General features: G+C 70.4%; 15 protein-coding genes and 1 pseudogene. 5 read left to right on the top strand and 11 right to left on the bottom strand.

Annotation, left to right across the window (positions count from 1 at the left end):
- Positions 1-415 precede the first annotated feature (415 nt).
- A complete protein-coding gene (locus KMS84_RS13895) occupies positions 416-1,729 on the top strand; it encodes an ankyrin repeat domain-containing protein (RefSeq protein WP_256916503.1) in 1,314 nt (437 codons plus the stop codon).
- 119 nt (positions 1,730-1,848) lie between these two features.
- Here the strand turns inward: KMS84_RS13895 and KMS84_RS13890 are convergent, their stop codons facing one another.
- Positions 1,849-2,463: a GNAT family N-acetyltransferase gene (locus KMS84_RS13890; RefSeq protein ID WP_256916502.1), complete on the bottom strand. Its 615-nt coding sequence runs from the start codon at positions 2,461-2,463 to the stop codon at positions 1,849-1,851.
- Positions 2,464-3,000: 537 nt separating this feature from the next.
- Positions 3,001-3,576 carry a CGNR zinc finger domain-containing protein gene (locus tag KMS84_RS13885; RefSeq protein ID WP_256916501.1) on the bottom strand — a complete coding sequence of 192 codons (576 nt, stop codon included), beginning with the start codon at positions 3,574-3,576 and terminating at the stop codon, positions 3,001-3,003.
- A 92-nt stretch (positions 3,577-3,668) separates the two neighbouring features.
- On the opposite strand from KMS84_RS13885, the gene KMS84_RS13880 reads away from it, so the two are divergent.
- Together KMS84_RS13880 and KMS84_RS13875 are read left to right on the top strand one after the other, a co-directional pair.
- On the top strand, positions 3,669-4,841 hold the full coding sequence (locus KMS84_RS13880; RefSeq protein ID WP_256916500.1) for an epoxide hydrolase family protein: 1,173 nt from the start codon (positions 3,669-3,671) through the stop codon (positions 4,839-4,841).
- A 156-nt stretch (positions 4,842-4,997) separates the two neighbouring features.
- Complete coding sequence (locus KMS84_RS13875) at positions 4,998-5,684, top strand: HAD family hydrolase (RefSeq protein WP_256916499.1); 687 nt, start codon at positions 4,998-5,000, stop codon at positions 5,682-5,684.
- A gap of 72 nt (positions 5,685-5,756) precedes the next feature.
- Here KMS84_RS13875 and KMS84_RS13870 read toward each other — a convergent pair whose 3' ends face one another.
- The 8 genes and pseudogenes from KMS84_RS13870 to KMS84_RS13835 form a co-directional block, all read right to left on the bottom strand.
- Positions 5,757-7,979, bottom strand: coding sequence for a SpoIIE family protein phosphatase (locus tag KMS84_RS13870; RefSeq protein ID WP_256916498.1), 2,223 nt, complete (start codon positions 7,977-7,979; stop codon positions 5,757-5,759).
- A gap of 212 nt (positions 7,980-8,191) precedes the next feature.
- Positions 8,192-9,145, bottom strand: coding sequence for an anti-sigma factor RsbA family regulatory protein (locus tag KMS84_RS13865; protein ID WP_256916533.1), 954 nt, complete (start codon positions 9,143-9,145; stop codon positions 8,192-8,194).
- A complete protein-coding gene (locus KMS84_RS13860) occupies positions 9,142-9,654 on the bottom strand; it encodes an STAS domain-containing protein (RefSeq protein WP_256916497.1) in 513 nt (170 codons plus the stop codon). Before KMS84_RS13860 ends, KMS84_RS13865 begins: the two co-directional genes overlap by 4 nt.
- Positions 9,655-9,694: 40 nt before the next feature.
- Positions 9,695-10,015: pseudogene (locus KMS84_RS13855) on the bottom strand (MEDS domain-containing protein); the annotation flags it as partial.
- Between the two features lie 140 nt (positions 10,016-10,155).
- Positions 10,156-10,551, bottom strand: coding sequence for an STAS domain-containing protein (locus KMS84_RS13850; protein ID WP_256916496.1), 396 nt, complete (start codon positions 10,549-10,551; stop codon positions 10,156-10,158).
- Positions 10,552-10,666: 115 nt separating this feature from the next.
- On the bottom strand, positions 10,667-10,978 hold the full coding sequence (locus KMS84_RS13845; protein ID WP_256916495.1) for an STAS domain-containing protein: 312 nt from the start codon (positions 10,976-10,978) through the stop codon (positions 10,667-10,669).
- Positions 10,978-15,147: a SpoIIE family protein phosphatase gene (locus tag KMS84_RS13840; protein WP_438818930.1), complete on the bottom strand. Its 4,170-nt coding sequence runs from the start codon at positions 15,145-15,147 to the stop codon at positions 10,978-10,980. The genes KMS84_RS13845 and KMS84_RS13840 overlap by 1 nt, the downstream gene beginning before the upstream one ends.
- Before the next feature lie 563 nt (positions 15,148-15,710).
- Positions 15,711-16,970, bottom strand: a complete 1,260-nt coding sequence (locus KMS84_RS13835; RefSeq protein WP_256916494.1) for a sulfite oxidase — start codon at positions 16,968-16,970, stop codon at positions 15,711-15,713.
- Positions 16,971-17,728: 758 nt separating this feature from the next.
- On the opposite strand from KMS84_RS13835, the gene KMS84_RS13830 reads away from it, so the two are divergent.
- Positions 17,729-18,505, top strand: coding sequence for an endonuclease/exonuclease/phosphatase family protein (locus tag KMS84_RS13830; protein ID WP_256916493.1), 777 nt, complete (start codon positions 17,729-17,731; stop codon positions 18,503-18,505).
- 612 nt (positions 18,506-19,117) lie between these two features.
- On the opposite strand, the gene KMS84_RS13825 is transcribed toward KMS84_RS13830, so the two are convergent.
- Positions 19,118-20,755 carry an MFS transporter gene (locus KMS84_RS13825; protein ID WP_256916492.1) on the bottom strand — a complete coding sequence of 546 codons (1,638 nt, stop codon included), beginning with the start codon at positions 20,753-20,755 and terminating at the stop codon, positions 19,118-19,120.
- 207 nt (positions 20,756-20,962) lie between these two features.
- Here KMS84_RS13825 and KMS84_RS13820 point away from each other — a divergent pair, with 207 nt between their 5' ends.
- Positions 20,963-22,042 carry an Lrp/AsnC family transcriptional regulator gene (locus tag KMS84_RS13820; protein ID WP_256916491.1) on the top strand — a complete coding sequence of 360 codons (1,080 nt, stop codon included), beginning with the start codon at positions 20,963-20,965 and terminating at the stop codon, positions 22,040-22,042.
- Positions 22,043-22,083 lie beyond the last annotated feature (41 nt).

Here is a 22,083-nt window from a genome sequence, read left to right as displayed (position 1 = left end):
TCGCGTGGACGCGGTCTACGTCATGTGCGTCCATCCACCCGATACGCCCAGGAGCAGGCCGAACTGGAAGGCGCGGGCCGTCGCTCACGGCTCAACCCGCTGGAACCGGCCTGCAATCCGGGACATGGCCAGGTCGAACACGGCACGCCAACAGGTGGCCTCTATGCTGTGGTCCGCGGCCGAAGCATGATCTTCAGGAGTCCACACAACCCCTGATGATCACGCGGTGGCCGCTCCAGATCTGTCGGTGTGACCTGCTGGTGCGGTCAGGGGGATCCGCGCCGGACGAGGCTCGGGATCGACCGCCGGTTGCGACATGCGTCAGCGGCCCGAGGCCCGGACATCCAGCCCGTGGTGCCGGCCCAGAGCCGGTGTCGCGGACTCGGCCGACGTGTCTCTCCGGGCCTGCGGCTGCATGGCGATCGAGTGCAACAGGGGGTTGGGGATGGGCGAAAATCCACTCATCACGGCGGTGCGGAACGGGGACGAGAACGCGGTCAGAATACTGCTCGAGGACGGGACGGATCCCGACGTCGTCGACGAGCACGGCACCTCTGCTCTCTGCCTGGCCATCTCAGCGTTCAACTCGACGATCGCCGGATATCTGGTGGAAGGCGGCGCGGATCCTGACCGTCGGCTGCCCGACGGGAGCACCCCACGATTGCGGGCCGTCGACAGCGGTTCCATTGGCCTCGTCTTCGGCCTGCTCGGTGGATCGGCCCTCATCGGCGAGGCCACCCGCGCGGAACTCATGGCACGCGCCCGGCAGTGGCACGAGACAGGCCCGGTCACCATGCTCCGGGAGCTGACCGGCACCTCGGATGCGGTCGAGCGGGTTCGCATCCGGGACAAGGAGTGGTCCACCGATTACCACGAGCTCCGGCTCGGCGGAATGACCGTCCGCGACGGCCACGCAGGGATCCTCACCGTCCTCGAGAAGCACTTCGGACAGCACCTGGGCTTTGGCGAATTGGCGGCCCGCGCGTGCGCACTTGAGTACCCGGACTATGAACACGCCGTCTGGTCGGAGATCGTCCACACCGTTGCCCGGAGACAGAACGACGAGACCTGGGAGGCTGCGGCGGCACTGCGGGGCCATTCCGATCCCGTGCACCGCCGCTTCGGCGCGGAGGTCCTGGTCTGCCTCCACATCGAGACCGACCTGACGAACGTCCCGAGCCCGTTCGAGCAGCGCGTGCTCGAACTCTTCCTCGACTGGGCGAAGCAGGAGCAACACTCGGACGTCCTCGCCGAGGTCCTGGCCGGCCTGAGCCACCATGAGGACCCGAGGATCGAGCCACTGGGGCTCTCCTACCTCGCCCACCCTGCCCCGCAGGTTCGCGCCGCGGTGCTCTCGACCCTGAGAATCGTGGACTCGGAGAGGTCGGGCCGGCAGACGTTCACACCTCAGGGGGTGAACGCCATGCTCGCTCTGGCCCGGGACACCGACGCCTCCGTCCGCAAGGGCGCCGGCTACCGGCTCGCGCACAGCCTGAATCCCGAACCAGCCATCGGGGACACCCTGGCCGGCCTGCTCGACGACGCGGACCAGCAGACCCGGATCTGGGCCGTCTACGGACTGGCCGAGCGGGACGAACCGCGCTGCGTTGACGGCGCCGACCGGGTGGGCCCCGTCGACGAGTACGAGTCATGGTCCTGGATACTCGACGCGCCCTCACGGTACGAGCAGCGCCAGAGGGAGCGGGAAGCGCCGGCCACGACCGAGTAGCGAATGCTCGCCTCCGCATCCCGTTGTGTGTCGGCTGTGGTCACCCAGGCCTGCTCTGCCCGTGGCGACAAATGTCACCCACCGACGCATCCGGCGAGTATCTGACGGCACTGACGGCACTATCCGACAGAGCCCTGTCGTGCGAGGCGGGCAACCAGGCGTTCTTTGGCCGAGGGCCACTCCTCGACCAGGAGCGAGAAGTACACGGTGTCCCGCCAGGTGCCGTCCGGCCGCCGGCGGTGACGGCGCAATACGCCTTCGCGCTGCGCTCCGAGGCGTTCGATGGCCGCCTGTGAACGGTGGTTGAGGTGATCGGCCTTCAACTGCACTCGTCCCATGCCCAGTTCCTCGAACGCATGGGTGAGCAGGAGAAGCTTCGTCTCGGTGTTCACCGCGCTGCGCCAGTACGCGCGGCCATACCAAGTCCAGCCGATCTCCAGCCGCTCGTTGTCTGCGTCGACGTCCATGTAGGCGGTCCAGCCGATGGGGTTGCCGCCGTCCCGGTCGATGACGGCAAACGCGACGCAGTCGCCCCGCTCGGCGTCTGCCAGCAGTTCGGCCAGCTTGGCGCCCAGTTCCTCCTCGGACTGCGGAGCAGGACCACCCTGCCACCGCCAGACCTCCTCATCACCGCCTCCTGCGGCGAACAGTCCGCCCAGATACTTCATCGCCAGCGGCTCGAGGCGTACGTGGCGACCAATGAGCGTGGTGGGCAGTGGAACCTGGGCAGGCATAGGCCGGAAAGTAGCCGTGTCCTGCACAAGGAGCAAGTCCCAGTCGGCCTGGCACGACCCCTCATTCGCCTTCCGGCACGGCCGCGACGCGATCAGGGCCGACTCGGCCATGGACCTCGACGAGGGGCACACGTCGACGATGCCTGCACCAGAACGATGCCATGATTCATTGTCGACGGCGGCTCCTCGAGTAGAGAATAAAGGCACCGAATCCGAAGAGGACGACCATTCCCACCGCGAGGAAGGGCGACCAGGACGGCCCGTCCGGGCGGTTGTTCGCCAGAAGCGGTAGTGGGGTCGGCTTCTCCGACGAAACCGGTGGTGTTCTCGCGGGTCTTACGGGTCACGGTGTTCGTGGGAGTCGAACTGCCGCGCGTGGGACGGTCGTTGTCGACCGGAATGCGTTGGGAGAACACCCGGTCCACGTGTCCATCGGCAGTGGTGCTCTTCGTGACGCTGGTTGAGCAGCGCGGCCTCTCCCGTTTTTACCTGGCGGGGGCGAGGCACGGGGCCAACTTCGATGCGCCCAGGTAACTGCTACTCCGACGATCTGGGGATTCTGCGCTGGTTCGCAGTGAAGCGCGCTTTCTTCTGGCGATTGCCGCAGGTGTTCATGTCACACCACTTGCGGGTGCGACTTTGGCTGGTGTCGAAGAAGGCGGCCCGACAGGTCGGTGACGCACACAAGGCCAGTTTTCCGTCTCGTTCGCCTGCGACGATACTGATCGCATCGGCGGCGATCACACCGAGGGCGTCTTCCACGCAGGAGACCGAGCTGAGCCGCCATTGCCGCTTGCCCTCGGACGTGAGGATCGCCGCGGCCCGCCCTTGAGCGCTGCGGTCGTTGATGACTTGGACAGCGGTCACGGGGAGAGGGTCCTGGACCGCGGCCGCTGTGGCGACGACGTGAATCGACTCCCTCAGCTCCCGGGCGAGGGCGAGCTGGGCCGTGGTGCAGGAGTCCACGGCGAGGCCGTTCACCGTCAGCCAGTCGACGAGCCGGTGGGGCACGGGAATGCGCTCCACCGGGTCGCCGTGACGCTCCGACAGCGTCCCCGTGAAGCTCGTCGCCAGGACGTTGCCGAGGCGGAAGTCAGGGAAACCAGCACGCATGGAACCACCTTAGCCGGTTGCAGGACAGCTCTGACGCCTGCTAGAACTGCAGGAACCGTCTAAGCCGGTTCCCGACAAGGCCAGGAGGTCGCATGCCCCGTCCAACCAGCGACGTGCACGCATGTGAAGCCCACGCACCCGACGCCGACCTCGACGATCTGCACGCGCGACTGGCCGCGGCCCGGCTACCGGAAGCCGAGACGGTCCATCGCGCCGCGCCCGCCCGTCGCCGCTGGGACCAGGGCGTTCCGCTCGCCGACCTCGTCGATGTCGTGAACTACTGGCGCACCGAATACAACTGGCGGTTGTTCGAGGAGCGGCTCAACCGGATCGGCCAGTTCCGCACGACCATCGACGGTCTGGGAATCCACTTCCTGCACCGCCGGTCCCCGCGGACAGGGGCCACTCCCCTGCTCCTGACGCACGGCTGGCCGGACAGCGTCGCCAGGTTCATCGATGTCGTGGACGAGCTGGCAGATCCGAAAGACGCCGACGCGCCGGCGTTCCACGTCGTGGTGCCGTCGCTGCCCGGCTTCGGTTACAGCGACAAGCCGGACACCACAGGGTGGGGAACCGAAAAGATCGCGGCCGCCTGGGTGGAGCTGATGGGAAGGCTCGGCTACCACCGGTTCGCAGCCCACGGCGGCGACTGGGGAGGCAACATCACCACGGTTCTCGGCGGCAGGTTCCCGGCCCACGTTCTCGGCATCCACACCCTCTTCGCGGAGGGACCACCCGGGCTGACAACGGACGGGTTGACGGCCGTCGAGCGCCGATGGACCGAGGAGACGCACCATTTCTGGCGCCACCGCGCGGCGTACGCGAAACAGCAGGCGACCCGACCGCAGACCATCGGCTACTCCCTCGTCGACTCACCGGTCGGACTTCTCGCCTGGATCCTCGACAAGTTCGCCGAGTGGTCGGACACCGAAGACAGCCCGTTCGAGACGATCTCCAGGGACCGCATCCTCGACAACGTCACCTTGTACTGGTTGACACGGACGGGAGCATCGGCGGCCCGCATCTATTGCGAAAGCCACAACTCACTGGACCCCGAACTCCGGGTCGACGTCCCCACCGCAGTCACCATGTATCCGCGCGACATCGAGAAGTGTCCACGCCCCTGGGCACAGGAACGGTTCCGCCAGATCGTCCGATGGACGGTGCCCGAACGCGGAGGGCACTTTCCCTCGCTGGAGGTGCCCGAGTACTTCGTCGAAGATCTGCAAGAAGGACTCGCCGCCGTTCTGACCGCTGCCCGGTGAAACAGCTGAGCGCCGACGCTCGACCAGCGTCCTACACGGCCGAGCAACTGCCCGCCGACTGTCGCGAACGTCGCGATACCTCCGGACCAGAATTCCGCGAGCTCACGTACTGTCCCGCAAACTGCCTGTTCAGGGGGCGGATGGCATGATCGGCACATGATCAATGAACCCCACGCGTCCGATGTCATGAGGTACGTCCTTTTCGATGTCGATGGCACGTTGATCGACGCCCTGGACAACCAGCGCCTGGTCTGGAGAACCTGGGCATCGCGGTTCGGGCTGGATCCCGACGAGGTCCATCGGGTCGCGCTGCGAACCCGGCCGATGGAGACCTTCGCGCAGGTCGCTCCGGACCGGGATCCGCAGGAGTGCCTGGCCGCATTGCACGAGTTGGAGGACGACGACGTCCGCACCGGCGTCTACGGGGCTTTCGACGGCGCTTCGGAAGTGCTCCATGCCTTGCAGCCCGGAGCCTGGGCGCTGGTGACGTCGAACTACGAACACCGGGTGCGTGGTCGATTCGCACGGACGGACTTGCCGGTGCCGGAGGTCGTGGTGGACGCGGCCGCTGTGCAGGAAGGCAAACCGTCGCCGGTTCCGTATCTCCAGGCGGCCGCGCGACTCGGTGCCCAGCCGAAGGACTGCCTGGTCATCGAGGACGCTCCCACCGGGGTGCAGGCCGGGCTGCGTGCCGGGATGACGGTGTGGGGCGTCAACACCGTTGCAGCGGTGGACGGCGTGCATCGCCACTTCGGCACTCTGCACGAGGCGGTCGGCGACATCCTCGCCTTCGCTTCGGGATCCCTCCCTCATCGGCTGGAGGGGGCGGCCACGGTGGAGTGATCTTCTGTGGCCGGCGCGAGAGCGGCGTCGGAGCCGTCTCCTGCTCGGCGGACGGCTGTGAGGCGGCCGACGTCAGCGCCGGCGAGGCGGGGCCGGCGCGCCCGCGGTGACGACCAACGCGGCCTGGTCGTCGTCGACCGTGCGGCCGCTCATGAATGCGCGGACGTCGTCCGCGAGGCTCCGCACGATGTCGGTCGCGGTCGGGCGACTCGGGACGGTGGCCAGGGCACGGGCCAGTCGGTCGTCTCCGTATTGGTCCGTGCCCGTGGCCCGGCACTCGGTGATGCCGTCGGTGTACAGCACCAGGCTCTCGGTGGCACGGAGCGTGAAGCGGACGGCGCCCAGCCTGGGCGGGATGCCGATGCCGAGCAAGCTGCCGGAGGCCTCGACCGGGGTCACTGCGTGGTCGGCGCCCAGCAGGAGGGGCGCTGTGTGGCCCGCTCTCACGAGGTCGACTGCGAGCCCTTCGGCGACCGGCGTGAGATGACCGTAGACAAGGGTCACGAAGCCGTTGTTCTGGTGAGCGTTGCGGTCGTTCAAGGCCCTGTCGACGGCCTTCACGACGCCGACCGGGTCGTCGATCAACGGGGCGACGGCACGAGCGGTGTGCCGGACCAGGGCCGTCGTGGTGGCGGCCTTGGCACCGCGCCCGCAGACGTCACCGAGGATGAAGGCCCAGCTGCCGTCGTCCCGGGAGAACACGTCGTAGAAGTCGCCCCCGATGTCCAGTCCTTCACCGGCCGGGTGGTAGAGGGCGGCCACCTGTGCGCCGGGGATGTCGGGCAGGTCCGGGAGCAGCAGTCCGGACTGCAGATCGCGGGCGAGGCCGGCCCGCTGCGCGTACTGGCGGGCGTTGCGCGCCGCGGAAGCGGCGCGGCGGGCCACTTCCTCGGCCAGAGCGATCCGGTGGCCGTCGAGTGACTGACGGCCCGTCGAGAAGAGACTCAGCACGCCGAAGGGCCGGCCCCGGTCCATGAGAGGCACACAGACGTATCCGGTGACGCCCAGCTCCTGCCAGGGGCCGGGCACGGCGGGGGCGCGGCGGGCCACCTCGGTGAGGCCTGAGGCCAGGACGCGCGCGACGGCGTCGTCCTCGGTGTTCGGCGCGTGGTGGTGGGAGGCAAGCAGGCGGCGGGCCTCCTCGGTCGGGGCGGCGGCCGCCACCCGGTACGCGCGGCCGGCTTCCAGCAGGTCCACCGTGGCGAGTGGGGCCAGTACCGGGGTGGACAGGGTGGCCAGCCGCTGGAGTGTCTGCTTCTCGTCCAGTGGTTGGGCCAGGGCGGTGCTGGCGGTCAGCAGGAAGGCGAGGTCGTCGCGGGCCGCCTTCTCACGGGCGTCCGCTGCCCGCCGCGCCTGTTCCGCGTGGTGCCGCTCGATGGCCAGGGCGGCGGTGTCGGCGAAGAGACGGGCCAGTGCGAGGTCGGTGTCCTGGGGGGTGCGGGGTGTGCGGTGGTACATCGCGAAGGTGCCCAGCAGCCGTCCGTCGCGGGCGAGGATGGGCGTGGACCAGCATGCGGCCAGGCCCGCCTGCTCGGCCAGGTCACGGAAGTCGTCCCACAGGGGGTCGTCGGCGATGTCGGTGACGATCACTTTCTGCCGCCGGTGGGCGGCTGTGCCGCACGAGCCGACACCTTCGCCGGTGGCGATGCCGTCGATGGCCTCGTTGTAGAAGCCGGGCAGGCTCGGTGCCGCGCCGTGGTGGAGGCGGCGGCCGTCCTCGTCGGCCAGCAGAACCGAGACGATGACGTCGGGCGACAGCTCCTCGATCACCTGGCACATACCCTCGAGCACCTCGGGCAGCGGTGCTTGACGGGCGATCTGCTCCAGCAGCGCGCGATGCTCGGCAGCCAGCCGACGGGCGTGTTTGACCTGGGTGGTCTCCACCCCGATCATCCGCACACCGATGACGTTGCCGCCGGCATCGCGGCGCGCCTCATAGGTGAAGTCGAAGTACGCCTCACGGGCCTGCCCGGCCGCGCCGATCACCACGCGGGTGTCGCGGCCGACGTGCCGTTCGCCCGACCGGTGCACGTGATCGAGCAGTCCGAGGAAGCCCTGGGCCTCCAGCTCGGGCATCAGCTCCCCCAGAGGCACGCCGGTACGTTCGCGCCGCCCGTGCCCGATCGCCGCGAAGAACGCCGGATTCGCGGATTCCAGGACATGGGCGGGCCCCGCCATGGACGCGAACAAGGCGGTCGACGTCCCGAACAGCAAGGACAGGTCCTCGTCCGTGTCCCGTGCCGCCGACGTCAGGGCCGTCCCGTCCGGGGACCGCCGCTGCTGCTCAGCCCTCATCCCGCCCCCTTCATCGGCCCGCGCACCGGGCGGGCATCCACTCCGTCGGCCCGGATCCACACCTCGTGCCGGATTCCGTGTCCTCGGCGGCCCGGCCCGCACGGAACGGCACCACGTCCCACGAGAGCCGGCTCGACCGTTCGGCGAGCGGCGTCCACAGCACAGGGGCCGTCCGAGAGAGTCGGGACGACGTGTCGGTCACGGCGCATCGCTCAGTCCAGCGCCAGATGCATGCGCACGATGAGGCCCGAGGGCGGAGTCCGCATCTCGACCAGGTCACACAACTGGTGCATCATCCAGACGCCACGGCCACCGGCCGGGGACAGTGGGTCGGGACGTCGCCGGCCGACGAGCGCGTCCGTGAGCCGCCCGCGGTCGCGCACCTCGGCGATCACGCTGTCAGCCGTACGCCACAGCCGCAGAGTGCCCTGCCCTCCTCCGTGCCGCACCGAGTTGCCGGTGGCCTCGTTGACGGCCAGCAACCAGTCGGTGTGGCGACAGGAGGACAGGCCGGCCGTCCGCGCCCAGTTCCCTGCGGTGTCACGGACAGCGGCGAGGTCGTGCTCCGTGAAGTGCAGGACGAGTGGATCCGCCGGCTCCTCCAGAGGCACGTCGCAGTCCCGGCACACCGCGTGCGGGTCCTCGTAGCGAGGGCTGTGCCGGTAGCCGTCCGGGTCTGCGACGACGGGGTGCGTGCGGTGCGCCTGCGCCAGCACCTGCTCCGGCAGGGCCGTGTCGAACAGACACAGGAGCGTGACGGGCCGACCGTCGAACGCCAGGTTCGTCAGCGCCTCGTGACGGGTCGCCTCTCGCACCTCCGCCGCGGTGCGGCCCAGCCAGATCGGTTCGCTGACGATGCAGGGGTGACGGTCGGGGTGCTCGTCGGCGAAGCCCTGGAGCAACGACAGGATGCGCCCGGGGTTGCGACCGGCCTGCCGCATGTCGACGAAGGTGACGTCCTCGTATCCGGCGCCCATGGTCTCGCGGAGCAGGCGCAGACGTGTACCGGGAACGGCGACCAGGACAGGACGCCCGCCGGTCGCCTCCGTGCGGACGAATTCGCCGACGACCCGTAGGTAGTCCTCTTCCGTGGTGTAGAGGACGGCGGGGTGGTGGAAGGACGGATCGACCCGGTTCTCCGCCGAGGTGCGGGTGTATGTCGTCACCGGCCGGCCTCCTGGAGGTCGGCCCCCAGCTCGGGGAAGAGTTCCAGCATGCGGCGAAGGGCGGGCGGCGCCCCGACGAGTCGCAGTGGTGTCTTCGCCGCGCGTCGGCGCGCGGCGTGGGCGATGTCGGTGAGTGCGGCGATGTCGAGGTGGTCGAGGCCGGACAGGTCCAGGCTGAGGTCCTTGGCCGTGGAGGCGGCGAGAGCGGCTGACGCCGCGGTGGTCGCCCGGCGGCTCTCGTAGCCCGCCGACCCCGACAGTCGGAAGCCGGGCCGATCGGCCAGAGGCGTGACCGTGAGGCGGCGCCGCCCGGGGGAGCGAGGTGCGGCGCCCTTGCTCGTCAGGTGGGCGCCCGCCAGGACGTCGAGGGCCTCGGAGGGCATCAGGCGGCGATCGTAGAAACACCAGGCCGTCAGCGGCAATTGCTCGAACACCTCGTGGTGGATGCGCAGCTCGTATTCCAGCAGGCGTTGCGCGCCCGTGATGCGCCGGGCGCCAGGACATCTCACCGATCACCTGCAGGTTCCCGTACCCCTGCCGGACGGCCGTGTCGACGGCGTCACGCCACAGCCCGATCATGGCGTCCGGGTCGAACCGGGCCCCGGTCAGATAGGTCTGGGCGGCAGTGGTCACCACGAGCTGTCCTCGCCGGACCGCGGAGTCGGCGTCGACGCCGTGCTCGGCGAGCGTACGGATCACGAGCCGCGCGTCGGTGGCGTCCGCGAAGTACTGCACCTGCTCGTTCCGGTCGAAGCCCGCGCGGACGAAGGGCACGAGATGAGCGGCCCACTCGTCCTCGGTGGAGTACAGCACCGCGACATGACGGTCCGCCGCGGCGCCGCCGTCGCCCGATCCGCTTCCCTCCCCCATCAGCCTGCCCTCCCCGTTGTTCCGGCTGTCCCGTGACAGGCGCGCATCACCCTATCGCAGGGCCCCGACGGCCCAGGGGCGCCGTCACCTCCCCCTCGGGCGGGCGGGCCTTGTCCCTCACGGCGCCCGGGGTCACCGTGTCATGCGGAAGGGACGGCGCTGTCGGCGGCGCCGTCCGCGCCGAGGGCGGCCAGCGCGTCGGCGACCGTCTCGTGGATGGGGAGCAATTGGGAGATGCCGGTCATGGTCACCATGCGCACGAGACGCTCGGGGACGCTCGCGACCCGGAGCGAACCGCCTGCCCGGCTGGTGGCCTGAAGGAGGACGATGAGAGCGCTGAGGCCGGTCGAGTCCACGAAATCCACCTGGGCCAGGTCGAGGACCAGGTGCGGGAAGCCTTGCTCCACAACGGCCATCGCCTGCACACGCAGCAGGCGCGAGGTGTGCAGATCGACGTCGCCGGCGACGACGACGACGGCTGCGCGGTCACCGATGTGTCGGACGGTCGTGTCGAGGGTGTCGGTCACCTGAAACATCACTCCTGACTGAACGGCTCTGGTGCGGTGTGGCGAGCAGGGTGGGGGGTGTCATGGCCGTACGAACGGCCGGCGAGGGGTGCTGGACGGTCCGGCCGCCTACCGGCGGGCCGGGTCAGCGCCGGGGCGGCTGGTTGGTCTCGAGGCCGTGGACGGTGACCAGATCGGCGAGGCCCGAGACCGACAGGAGCGGTCCGAGCAGCGGGGGGACGATCAGTTCCAGCCTCTCGGCGTGGGCGAACAACACGCTCAGTCCCGCGCTGTCGAGGTACTCCACCCCGGTCAGATCCACGATCAGCGGACCCGAGCCGCTGTCCAGGGCTTCGGCCAGACGACCGGCGTTGCTCATGTCGATTTCGCCGCTGACGGCGAGACGGGCGGTGCCCTGCGGACTCCGGTCGGGCGTCAGCGTGAGCGGGGTGGTCATCAGGCGATCCTCATCTGCATGTCGACGGTGGTGCCGGAGGGGGCGGGGACGACAGTGACCTGTTGCATCAGCGCATGCATCAGGGACATACCCCGGCCACGGTGAGCGTTCCTCTCGGGCTGGGGAACCTTCCACCGGCCGCTGTCGACAACCATGACGCGCAACGTGTCCACCAGCGCCTCGGCGCGCAGCCGCACCGCTCCCCCCGGAGCGTGCCGGTGGCCGTGCTCGATCGCGTTCGCACACGCTTCCCCGGCGGCGACGAGTACGTTCTGCACCGCTTCCGGCGGGAGATCGCACTGGTCGAGCCAGCGGCGCAACGCCCTGCGGACCGGTGCCAGCTGGGCGGAGTCGGCCGGGAAGGTCATCTCCAGGGGCGCCGGATGGCGGTAGATCAGCAGAGCCACGTCGTCGTCGTACCCGCCGGCCGGTGCGAGCCTCTCCATCACCGCGCTGGCGAGGTCCTCGACAGGCAGGTCTCGGCCCTCCCGCACGGCGTGGCCCGCCTGCTCGATCCCCGTGCTGAGCGCGAGCCGCCGGCGTTCGACGAGACCGTCGGTGTACAGCAGCAGTGTGGCCCGAGCGGGAAGGGTGCACGCGGCCTCCGGGCGCGGTCTGCCCGGCCTCACGGCCAGCGGCAGCGACCGCCCCTCCTCCAGAAGCCGGACGGTGCTGTCGGGGTGGACGAGGATGCCCGGCGGATGGCCGGCGCTGGAGTAGGTCAGCGTGCCGGAACCGGGATCGAGCACACCGCAGAAGACGGTCGTGCACAGCGCGCCGGGAACGCTGGCCGCGAACTGGTCGAGGGCCATCAACGTGCGCGAGGGGCCGAGGTCCTGGAGCAACAGTGCGCGGCAGGCACTGCGCAGTTGCCCCATGACGCTGGCCGCCTCCAGACCGCGGCCGACACAGTCGCCGACGACGATGCCGATCCGGCCGTCGGGCAGGGCGACGGTGTCGTACCAGTCGCCCCCCACCTCCAGCGGGCGTGTGGCAGGCTCGTACCGCACGGCGAAACCGTCAGGAAGCCGCGCGGGGCCCAGGATGGCGCGCTGGAGCGCGATGGCGGTCTCCCGCTGCTGGTCGATCTGGTGCGCCCGGACCAGGCCCTGGGCCAAGCGCCCGGCCAGCAGTGACAGCAGCAGCTGGTCCTCGGAGGTGAACGGCCTGCGGCCGCCCAGATCGACCCACAGGGCCATCGGGCCCTCGGGGTGCTCCAGCAGGACGCCGGCGCCGCTCTCCTCGGCCACGGCGGTGAGCGAGGGCCGCCCGCGCAACGCCGCGAGCAGCGCCTGCTGCTCGGCCGGCAGGTCCTCCCACCGCAGGCTCTCGTCCGTGGCCACGAGCACCGGCGCGCCGCCCCCGAAGACGGCGGCCAGCACGACATCTGCGTGCCACAACGACCTCAGCTCGTCCAGGGCGCCGGACAGTGCCTCGGGCAGGCTGGCGGCTTGGGACAGCGAGGTGCTCAGCGCTGCCAGTGCCGTCTCGCGTCGGACGGCGTAGTGCTCCGCGGTGACGTCACGGAAGGTGCCGACCGTGACCCGGCGTCCGGTGTCCGGATCCTCGGCCTTGTTGAACGTCACGGTGATCCACAGGCGGCGGCCGTCACGATGGGTGACCGGAACGGTGTACGAGCCCTGGGGACTGTCCAGCAGCAGGGCGAACGCGTCGCCGACCTGCTCGTGCGCGCCGGGGTCGGTGGCTGCGTCCGGCCACCACGGGTGGGTCGGGGCATACGGCAGGCCATCGGTGCCGTAACCGAGGATGTCGGTGAAGGCCGTGTTGATCTCCACGACGGTCCCCGACTCGTCGCAGACGAAGAACGCCTCCTGGAGGGAGTCGATGAGCGCCGTCCGCCAGCGCAGGTGGTGGCTGCGCAACCGGGCCAGTTCCACGTTCGCGCGGACCCGGGCCAGCAACTCGGCCGCGGCGAACGGCTTCACCAGGTAGTCGTCGGCACCGGCCTGCAGTCCCTCGATCGACGCCTCCTGCCCGGCCCTGGCCGACAGCAGCACCACGGGCACCGAGGCGGTGCGGGTGTCGGCGCGCAGGCGACTCACCAGCTCCAGCCCGCCCAGCCGGGGCATCATCACGTCGCTGACGACGAGGTCGGGAGTCCGGCGTCGGGCGGCGTCGAGTGCTTCGGCGCCGTCGCCGACCGCTTCGACCTCGTAGCCGGCGGCGGTCAGGATACGGGCGAGATACTCGCGCATGTCGGCGTTGTCGTCGGCGACCAGCAGTCGTGCGCTGCGCGTGGGACCGGCGGCCGACCCGACGGCGGCGGCCGTCACCTGGTCCTGGCCGTCCTCGGCCGCCGGGCCGGCATCACTCACCGGAAGCCAGCGAAGGGCCTCGTGGACGTAGGGGTCGGCGGTTGCCCAGGCCGTCGTGCCGCCCGGCTCCGACACCACGGAGTCGGCGGGCAGATGTGCGGCGCCGAACGGCACCCGAATGGTGAAGCTGGTGCCCTTGCCCTCGGTGCTCTCGGCGCGGATCGTCCCGCCGTGCAGACCGACGAGTTCCCGCACCAGGGCCAGCCCGATACCGCTTCCCTCGTGGGAGCGGGAGCGGGCGTTCTCGATGCGGTGGAAGCGCTCGAAGAGCCGCGGCATCTCCGCCTCCGATACACCGGTCCCGGTGTCGGCCACGGTGACGACCGCATGGGCACCGGAGCGGCGCACGCCCAGGCGAACCGATCCGTCGAAAGTGAACTTCAGCGCGTTGCTCAGCAGGTTCAGGACCACTTTCTCCCACATGGTGCGGTCCACGTACACCGGTTCGTCCAGGGAGGGGCAGTCCACGTCGAAGGCGAGCCCGGCCTTCTCCATCGCCGAGCGGAAGACGCTGGCCAGCTCCGCTGTCACCGCGGCCAGGTCGACCGGCTCGTAGCGGGCCTGCATGCGGCCGGCCTCGATGCGGGAGAAGTCCAACAGGGTGTTGACCAGTTTGCCCAGCCGTAGCCCGTTGCGATGGATGACGTCGAGTTCCCGGCGGATGTCCTCGTCCATGTCGGCGGACCGGGAGCGCAGTTCCTCGACGGGCCCCATGATCAGGGTCAGGGGAGTGCGGAGCTCGTGGCTGACGTTCGAGAAGAAGGTGGTCTTGGCCCGGTCGAGTTCGGCCAGTTCCTCGGCGCGCCGTTGCTGTGCCTCGTAACTGCGGGCACTGCCGATCCCGGAGGCGATGTGTCCGGCGGTCAGCTCGATGAACCCCCGGTAGCCGTCGTCCAGGTCGCGATAGCGGTTCAGGGCGGCCACGAAGAAGCCGTAGGCCGCGCTGCCCTGCTGCAGGAGCGGGACGACGAGTGCCTCCACCGGCGGCTCGGGCCAGTCGCCGCCGGGCAGGACGTCGAACGCCTCGCCGGTCAGCGGCACCACTCGGGCCTCGCCCTCGGCCAACGCCGCGGCGGGCCACACGCCTCCGGAATCGTCGACGGGAAGGGTCCGCGGTGCGATGCGCACACCGGGGGTGACGCCGGTCGCACCGGCCAACCGAGCGATCTCGCCGTCGAACAGGTAGGTCAGGGTGAACGGCATGTCCTTGCGGTTGCGGTTCAGCTGCCGGTCGGTGAAGGCCAGCACTTCCTGCTCGGTGCGGATCACACTCGGGTCCGAGCCCAGGTCCCGCAGGGTGGCCATGCGCCGCTCGCCGATCACCCGCTCGGTGTCCTCGCTGACCACGCACAGCATGCCGACGACGTCGCCGGCGTCGTCCCCCAGCGGGCTGTAGGAGAACGTGTGGTACGTCTCCTCGGCATAGCCGGAGCGCTCCAGGAACAGCAGCAGCCCTTCGTCCCACGTGGCCTCGCCCGTACCGAGCACGGTCTCGATGCGCGGTCCGATGTCCGTCCAGATCTCCGCCCACACCTCACTCGCGGGCCGGCCCAGCGCCCACGGGTACTTGCGGCCGAGCGTGTCGCGCCGGTAGGCGGCGTTGCAGAAGAAGGTCAGCTCCTCGCCCCATGCCATCCACATGGGGAACCGTGAGGACAGCAGGATGCTCACAGCCGTCTGAAGGCTCTGCGGCCACTCCCCCGGCGGGCCGAGCGGCGTGGCCGTCCAGTCCAGCCCGGCGAGGTCCGCGCCCACTTCCCGGTCGGCGGCGAACACCGCATCGTCGATCGCGGCCTGCCGCGTGCCGCTCACAGGCCGGCCTGAACGCTCCACACGACACCCTTCCCCTCCGGCCGGGCCAACGACCGGCCCCGTCCAGCCCTCCCAGGCGGTGCGACCCCTCGCGTGAACGCCCGGCACCGCCGACCACCGCTCGCGGGTCCCAGAATAGTGCGGGCGCACCACGGCGGCGGCGCCGGTGCGACATCGACCATGATCTCGGCATGAGCAGCAGACCAGACGGCCACGGCACGGTCGTGCGGTACGAGCGTGACGGGACATGGGTCGCGGTGGCCCACGGCGACGTCGTCGCCGATGCGCTCGCCCCGAACCTGGGGGGGAGCCCCAGCACGGTCCGGCCCGCGCGCCGGTGCCGTCCGTCGGCGGTGCGAGTGGCGCTCCGGTGCCGGACCGTGGCGCAGGCCTGCACGGGGGGGCCGCCCGTCGGTCCACCATCCGGGTACGCCGCGCCGTCGCGGAGATCTGCGGTGCTGGAGTCGTGTCGCTCGTGTTCTCCGGCAGGGGCGTGCGGCACGACGGCGAGCAGGGCGAGGACTGCCCGGACCGGCAGGCGTCGGGACGAACACCACCGGCGGGGTGAGGTCCGCGCAGCGGTGTCAGAGCACGGTCACCGGGTGCCGGACCACTGCGTCGAAGAGATAGCCCTGCGTGTTGAACACGGCGGTGTCCGGCTGGCTACGGCCTGCCGTGTCCGTGGCGCGGGCCAGCAGCTGCGTCGGCCCGGGCGTCTTGGGCGTCCACGGGACGGACCAGCGCGTCCAGGTGTCGGATCGCGGCCGGTCGTGAAGACGGGCCCGCCGCCAGACCGTCCCGCCGTCGGTGCTGATGTCGACCCGCACGACGCCGCCGGCGCCCGACCAGGAGCGGCCGTGCAGCACTTGCCGCTCCCCCGCCGTGAACGTCGCGCCGCTCTTCAACTCGAAGGCGCTCTTGATCGTCTGGCGGGTCAGCGGCGTGGTGCCGTCCTGCGGGTAGGCGGGACCGAACAACCGGTAGAAGGTGGTGTTCCACGGCGAGTACAGGGGCTGCGCCGACACCTCGATGTCGCCGACCCATTTGATCGAGGCGATTCCCACCCACGAGGGCACGAGCACCCGCACGGGGTGACCGTGGTCGTACGGAAGCTTCTCGCCGTTCATCTCGTACGCGAGCAGCACGTCGTCCAGCGCCTTGGCCAAGGGCAACGGCCGACGTACCCGGCCGAGGTTCTCGCCGCCGCTGACGTACTCGGCATCAAGTCCGCGGGGCTGCACGTCGACGGCGTAGGAGGACAGCCCGGCCCTGCGCAGTACGTCGGCCAGGCGCACCCCGCGCCAGCGCGCCACGCCGACTGCGCCCAGGGTCCAAGGGGTGCCGGGAACCGTCTGGCCCTGCTGAGTCGCGTAATGGCTGCGGCCGTTTCCGGCGCACTCCACGAAGGCGGTCCGGGTGACCGCGGGCAGGCCGCGCAGATCGTCGTAACCGAATTCCACCGGCTTGCCCTCGGCGGGCGCGCCGCGCAGCCCGTCACCCCACAGTCTCAGCCGCCAGTCGGCGGCGTCCAGGACGGGCGTCGCGGTGTGGTTGCGGACGAAGAACAGTGCGTTGGGGGTGTGATGGCCGGTACCGCTCAGGGCCTCCCAGCGGGTCTCGGCGTTGGTGCCGCGCTGGATGAACGACTCGGGGGGTATCGGCTTGACGATCGGGGAATCGGCGGCGCGAGCCGGGTTCCCCCTGGGGAGCGCTGTGGCAGTGGCGGTCGCGGCCAGCAGGGTCAGCAGCCGGCGCCGCGTGACCCCGTCCGCTTTGGCCTCGCCGTCGAGCCACTGACGCAGCCTGTGGCGATCGTAGGCGATCTCGTGTTGGGCAGCACACATGGCAGTCCCGTCATACGTAGGAGGGGAAGCGAGGCCGGTCAGAACGCAACAGCCGACGCGCAGCGGAGCGTCCTCGAAGAGGGCGGCGCAGACCAACGCAGTACGCGCGACCCAGCCGTCGAAGGAGAGAAACCGGGAAGTGCTGATCAGCCGGGGAACCGACACAGCGCGGCGGCCACACGGACGAGGTCCACGGCGCGGCGACGGGTCAGAGGCTCCGGCAGAGACATGACGGGATGGAAGCATGTGGTTTCAGCGCGTGTCAACAGAACCATTCTGCTGGGAAGTTGGCGTGCCCGCGACCCGGCCGGCCCCGGGCGTGGGGTGGAGGTTGTCAACGCCCCGGGCAGGTTCTCGGCGCGGCCGGAGCCGGGCCGTGGCGTCGCGGCCGGCCGCTCGAGTCGCACTGTGACGCCGCTGTAGTGGGCGGCGACATCCTCTCCTTCACGTAGGTCGTGCAGCAGACCGTGGGTGATGCAGTGATGCAGTGATGCCGGTGCGAGTCCGCGGGAGCCCTCGGCGAGACGACGTCCAGGACGCCTGCTCGTCCACGTGCTCCTCCACGGCGTCGACGGGTGCCCCATCGGCGGCTGTCGCGAGCGGGATGGTCGGGATGATTTCGAACTGCCGCCCAGGACAGCCAGGCCGCTCCGCGAGAGTTCCCGGGCACTAGGTCGACTACGCACTGAGCACGTACAACACCGTGAGCGGTTCCCCGTGCGGATCGGGGGACCGACCGGACAGAAAGCGACAACTCTGTGAAGGCCATACGGCTGCTGACCATGAACGCCCTCTTCACTGGCGATGTCCCGGCACGGCTGCGTGCGCTCGCGGCGGCCCTCGACCGGTCCGACTACGACATCGTCTGCTTGCAGGAGGTCATGTACCGCCGCCACGCCCGGCTGATCCGCCATGCCGCTCCCGGGTACCGGTACCTCGCCTGCTCGGGCACGGTCCTGCTCAGAGGCGGCCTGGTGATGTTGTCACGGTGGCCGATCAGCCGATACCGCTTTGTGCGATACCCGACGACAGGTCCCGTACGCGGTGAACTCCTCATGCGCAAAGGTGCCCAGGTGGCGTCCGTCGCCACCCCGGCGGGCGAACTGGCGGTCGTGAACACCCACTTGTCGGCCAACCGCGACGACGACTGGTCGCCCACGAACCGGTACACACGGATCGCGGCCGGCGAACTGGCCCGGCTCGGGGCACTGATCACGGCCATCGACCCGTCCCTGCCCGTCGCCGTGATGGGTGACCTGAACCTCCCGCGGGACTCGGCGACACTCACCGACTTCCTCACCGCTGCCGGGCTGAGCGACATCCTCGCAGGCGACGGACGTCCGACGTACCGGCCCACACCTCGATGGCCGTCGCCGCCGGCCCTGGACCACATCCTCATCCGGGCCGCCGCCGGGGAGACCCTGACCGGCAGCGCCGACTTCGTGTTCCAGGACAAGGTCACGCTGGGGGAAGGCCGCCGGGCCTACCTGTCCGACCACTACGGCGTGCAGGCGGAACTGACCCGGTCGAAGTGACGCGTGGGCGGCCCGAAGCGGTGACGCAGCCCCCCTTGCGGAACCACGAGCCCAGCATCACAACGATCGCAGACGCGCCGGCGGCGCCGTTCCGGCAAGAAAGGCGCCTCAAGGCCGGTGTTCAGACACCCGACCTGGGCGGCGCGGGTGGGCATCCGCTCCTGCAATGGAGGCGGCAGCGCCCTGTCGTCCTGGCAGAGCACACAGGTGGAGGGCACCGTCCGCCACGCTGCCCCGGTCACCCGTTGCTGGAGGGAGCGCCGGCTCTGCGTGACGAGCCGACTGACGACGTTCCGGGCCTGCACGTCCGGCAGGTCCCCGAACAGCGCGGTGCGGGGTTGTCGAAGACGACGGGCGCCGCGCCGCACAGGTCCTCGGCCGGGTCACCGCCGTGTCCGTGCAGGCTGAGCAGGGATCCGGTGGGCCGGGAGGTGCGCGTGGCCGTCGCCGGTTCCGCTGCGTCGGCGGCTCGCGGGAGGCTCAAGCCTTCCTTCGTCACGCTCGCCTCCCGCGGGAGGCCGCCGTCCTGCTTCCCCCGGAGGCCGCCGACCTGCTCCCTGCCGTCGCCGGCCGGCCCCTGCACCTCCTTGATCGGTTTCCAGGCCCGTGGCGTCACGCGCGTTGCCGGCCGTCTTTCGCGCTCTCACCGACATCACCTTGCCGCATGCCCTGCTCACGAGCCGTGGCGAGCCCCGCTGCGGGGGCTGCGTCGCTCCTGCGCGACGGCCGCACGAAGACCAGGACGAACACTCCGCCGATCGCCGCCGCCAGCGCCGAGGCCAGGAAGACCCGATCGAGACCGGAAGCGAACGCGGTGGCCGCCAACTGGTGCACCGCGCCCCGGTCCGCGGCCTGCGCCGCTTCCACGAGGCTCCGGGCCTGCCCCGCGGCCAGCACCGAGGCGCCCTTCTGCGGGTCCGGCACCGTGCCGGACCCGGCGAGCACGGCGGCCGCCCGGCTGGTGAAGACCGTGCCGAAGACGGCGATGGCCAAGGTCATGCCCAGCTGACGGAACGTGTTGACAGCCCCGCCGGCCATCCCTGCCTGCTGCGGCGGCACGGAGGAGGCGGCTGCCGAAACCAGCACCGGTGTGGCCAGGCCGACGCCGATCCCGGTGACCGCCAGCCCTCCCATGAGGGCGGTCTGTCCGGCGTCGGCCGTCATACCGGCGCGCAGCACCAGCATGCCCGCCGCGACGGCCAGGAGCCCGATGCCGATCGGCAGTCGCGGTGCGAGCCGCTGGAGGTGACGGCCGGTCACGGCGGCCACGAGGAACGAAGCACCGGCTAGCGGAGTCAGGGCGAGGCCCGCACCGACCGGGCTGAGACCCAGCATGGACTGCAACCACAGCGAGACCAGGACCAGGCAGCCGAAGGCGCCTCCCTGTAGCAGCAGTGCACCGCTCATCAGCGCGGCGAACGAGGGGCGGCGCAGCAGTGCGAGGTCCAGCATGGGGGCTCCCCCGCGTCGCGACGTACGGTGTTCTATCACCACGAACGCGATGAGGGCTGAGGCGGTGACGGTGAAGGTCGTCAGGGTCTCGGCCGAGGCCCAGCCCACCTCCCCTCCGCGGATGAGTCCACCGGTGAGCGTGGCCACGGCGATGGTGAAGGCCGCCGCGCCGGGGATGTCGACACGGGCCCGGGTTCCGCTGAGCCCCGCCCGCCGGCCGGAGACCCCGGTGGGCTGGTTGGCAGGTCGGTCGGCACGCACCACCCGCAGCGTCGTGGCGATGGCGACAGCGGCGATCGGAAGGTTGACCCAGAAGATCGTCGGCCAGCTGAAATGCTCGGTGAGCAGCCCGCCGAGCAGAGGTCCCGCGGCTGCGGCGGCCCCGTTGGTCGCGCCCCACACGCCGAAGGCCGTACCCCGGTCCCTGCCCTGGTAGGAAGTGAGCAGCAACGCGGGAGCGGTGGCGAACATGGCGGCGCCGCCGATGCCCTGCACCACGCGGGCCGCGATCAGCACTTCCGCGTTGGGGGCGAGGCCGCATGCCAGCGAGGCCAGGCCGAAGACGCCCAGACCGCAGACGTAGGAACGCCGGTGGCCGAAGCGGTCCGCCAGGGAACCCGAGGCCAGCAGCAGGGCGGCGAGAGCCAGGGCATAGCCGTCGATCACCCATTGCAGAGAGGTGAAGGAAGCGCCGAGGTCGGCAGCCATGCTGGGCAGTGCGACGTTCACGATCGTCACATCCACCAGCAGGATGAAGGCGCCCAAGCAGACCGCCGTCAGGGGCCACCATTTACGCATGTCGGATTCTCCGTTCGCATGAAGCAAGTGTCGCGGGACCGGGATCGGGTCCCCACCCGTGGTCGGGCGGGGCGAACTGCGGCGGGCCGAGCAGGCCGAGCAGGCCGAGCAGGCCGACGGACGATCCCGAGAAACAGCTTGGAGCTCTCGCGGGCGATGTCGTGAGCCAGAGCAGTGGTCATGCGCGGATCCGACAGAATGTCGTCCATGACGACCTATCTCGACACCACGGACCATGTGAAGCGGAGCCTGTCGGAAGAGGACATGGAGCTGGTTCACGCGTTGCAGGTCAACGGGCGGGCCTCGTTCACGGAGATCGCCGACGTTCTTGGAATCTCCGACCAGACCGCGGCGCGCCGCTGGGCACGGCTGCGCTCCGCCGGGAAGCTTCGCGTTCTAGGCCTGACCGATCCGCGACGGCTGGGGAACTCCGTCTGGCTCGTACGCGTACGGTGCACGCCGGACGCCGCGTCCTCCCTCGGGAAGGCGATGGCACGGCGTTCGGACACCACCTGGGTCAACGTGGATTCGGGCGGCACCGAGATCTCCTGTTCGGTACGCACCCGCAGCCCCGGACCGGAGGAGTCCCCGCTCCTGCAGAAGCTGCCGCGCACACCGCAGGTGGTGGACCTGTCCGCGCACTGCTCACTGCACGTCTTCTTCGGCCACGACCTCGGCCCGATCAACAAGCGCGGCCCGCTGACGGCCGCGCAGGTCGCGGCACTCACGCCCCCCGACACACCGGACCGGACCACGGACGCCACCCCGCCGGTGCCCCTGGACGACAGCGACCGGCACCTACTCGACCTGCTGGCCCGGGACGGGAGGGCCGCCACAGGAGACCTGGCCGCCGCGACCGGCCTGTCCCCCTCCACCGTGCGTCGGCGCATCACCGAGCTCAGATCGGCCGGCGCCCTGTACTTCGACGTCGATTACCACCCGGACATCCTCCAGCAGAACTTCCGGGCCGCCCTGTGGCTGGAGATCGACCCGTCCCGCCTCGACGAGGCGGGAACGGCGCTCGCAGCACACCCCGAAGTCGCCTATGCCACCGCCACGACGGGTGCGGCGAACCTCTACGCCAGCATCGACGTGGCGACCGCCCAGCTCTTCTACCGCTACCTCACCGAGTCGGTCGCGACTCTCCCCGGCCTCCGCCACACAGCGACGGCGCCCACAAGGGACCCGGTCCCTACCTCCCGACGACGGCCTGAACGAGGACCGGCATTCGCCGCCCCGGGGACTGCCGGAGGCGACCTCGGCCCTCTTGGCCCGGCTCCACTGTGAGAAGCCCACGGTGACCGGCGACGAGGGCGAGGGCGGCGGTG

Origin of the sequence: Streptomyces hilarionis (assembly GCF_024539675.1) — a bacterium.
Lineage (GTDB): Bacteria > Actinomycetota > Actinomycetes > Streptomycetales > Streptomycetaceae > Streptomyces > Streptomyces hilarionis.
The sequence above is the reverse complement of the archived record's forward strand: the minus strand, read 5'-3'. Positions and strand labels throughout refer to the sequence as shown.

Excerpts from the sequence above, each read along its gene's own strand:
- KMS84_RS13895 (WP_256916503.1), top strand. The coding sequence starts at position 416 with ATGGCGATCGAGTGCAACAGGGGGTTGGGGATGGGCGAAAATCCACTC.
- KMS84_RS13890 (WP_256916502.1), bottom strand. The coding sequence starts at position 2,463 with ATGCCTGCCCAGGTTCCACTGCCCACCACGCTCATTGGTCGCCACGTA.
- KMS84_RS13885 (WP_256916501.1), bottom strand. The coding sequence starts at position 3,576 with ATGCGTGCTGGTTTCCCTGACTTCCGCCTCGGCAACGTCCTGGCGACG.
- KMS84_RS13880 (WP_256916500.1), top strand. The coding sequence starts at position 3,669 with ATGCCCCGTCCAACCAGCGACGTGCACGCATGTGAAGCCCACGCACCC.
- KMS84_RS13875 (WP_256916499.1), top strand. The coding sequence starts at position 4,998 with ATGATCAATGAACCCCACGCGTCCGATGTCATGAGGTACGTCCTTTTC.
- KMS84_RS13870 (WP_256916498.1), bottom strand. The coding sequence starts at position 7,979 with ATGAGGGCTGAGCAGCAGCGGCGGTCCCCGGACGGGACGGCCCTGACG.
- KMS84_RS13850 (WP_256916496.1), bottom strand. The coding sequence starts at position 10,551 with ATGTTTCAGGTGACCGACACCCTCGACACGACCGTCCGACACATCGGT.
- KMS84_RS13845 (WP_256916495.1), bottom strand. The coding sequence starts at position 10,978 with ATGACCACCCCGCTCACGCTGACGCCCGACCGGAGTCCGCAGGGCACC.
- KMS84_RS13835 (WP_256916494.1), bottom strand. The coding sequence starts at position 16,970 with ATGTGTGCTGCCCAACACGAGATCGCCTACGATCGCCACAGGCTGCGT.
- KMS84_RS13825 (WP_256916492.1), bottom strand. The coding sequence starts at position 20,755 with ATGCGTAAATGGTGGCCCCTGACGGCGGTCTGCTTGGGCGCCTTCATC.
- KMS84_RS13820 (WP_256916491.1), top strand. The coding sequence starts at position 20,963 with ATGACGACCTATCTCGACACCACGGACCATGTGAAGCGGAGCCTGTCG.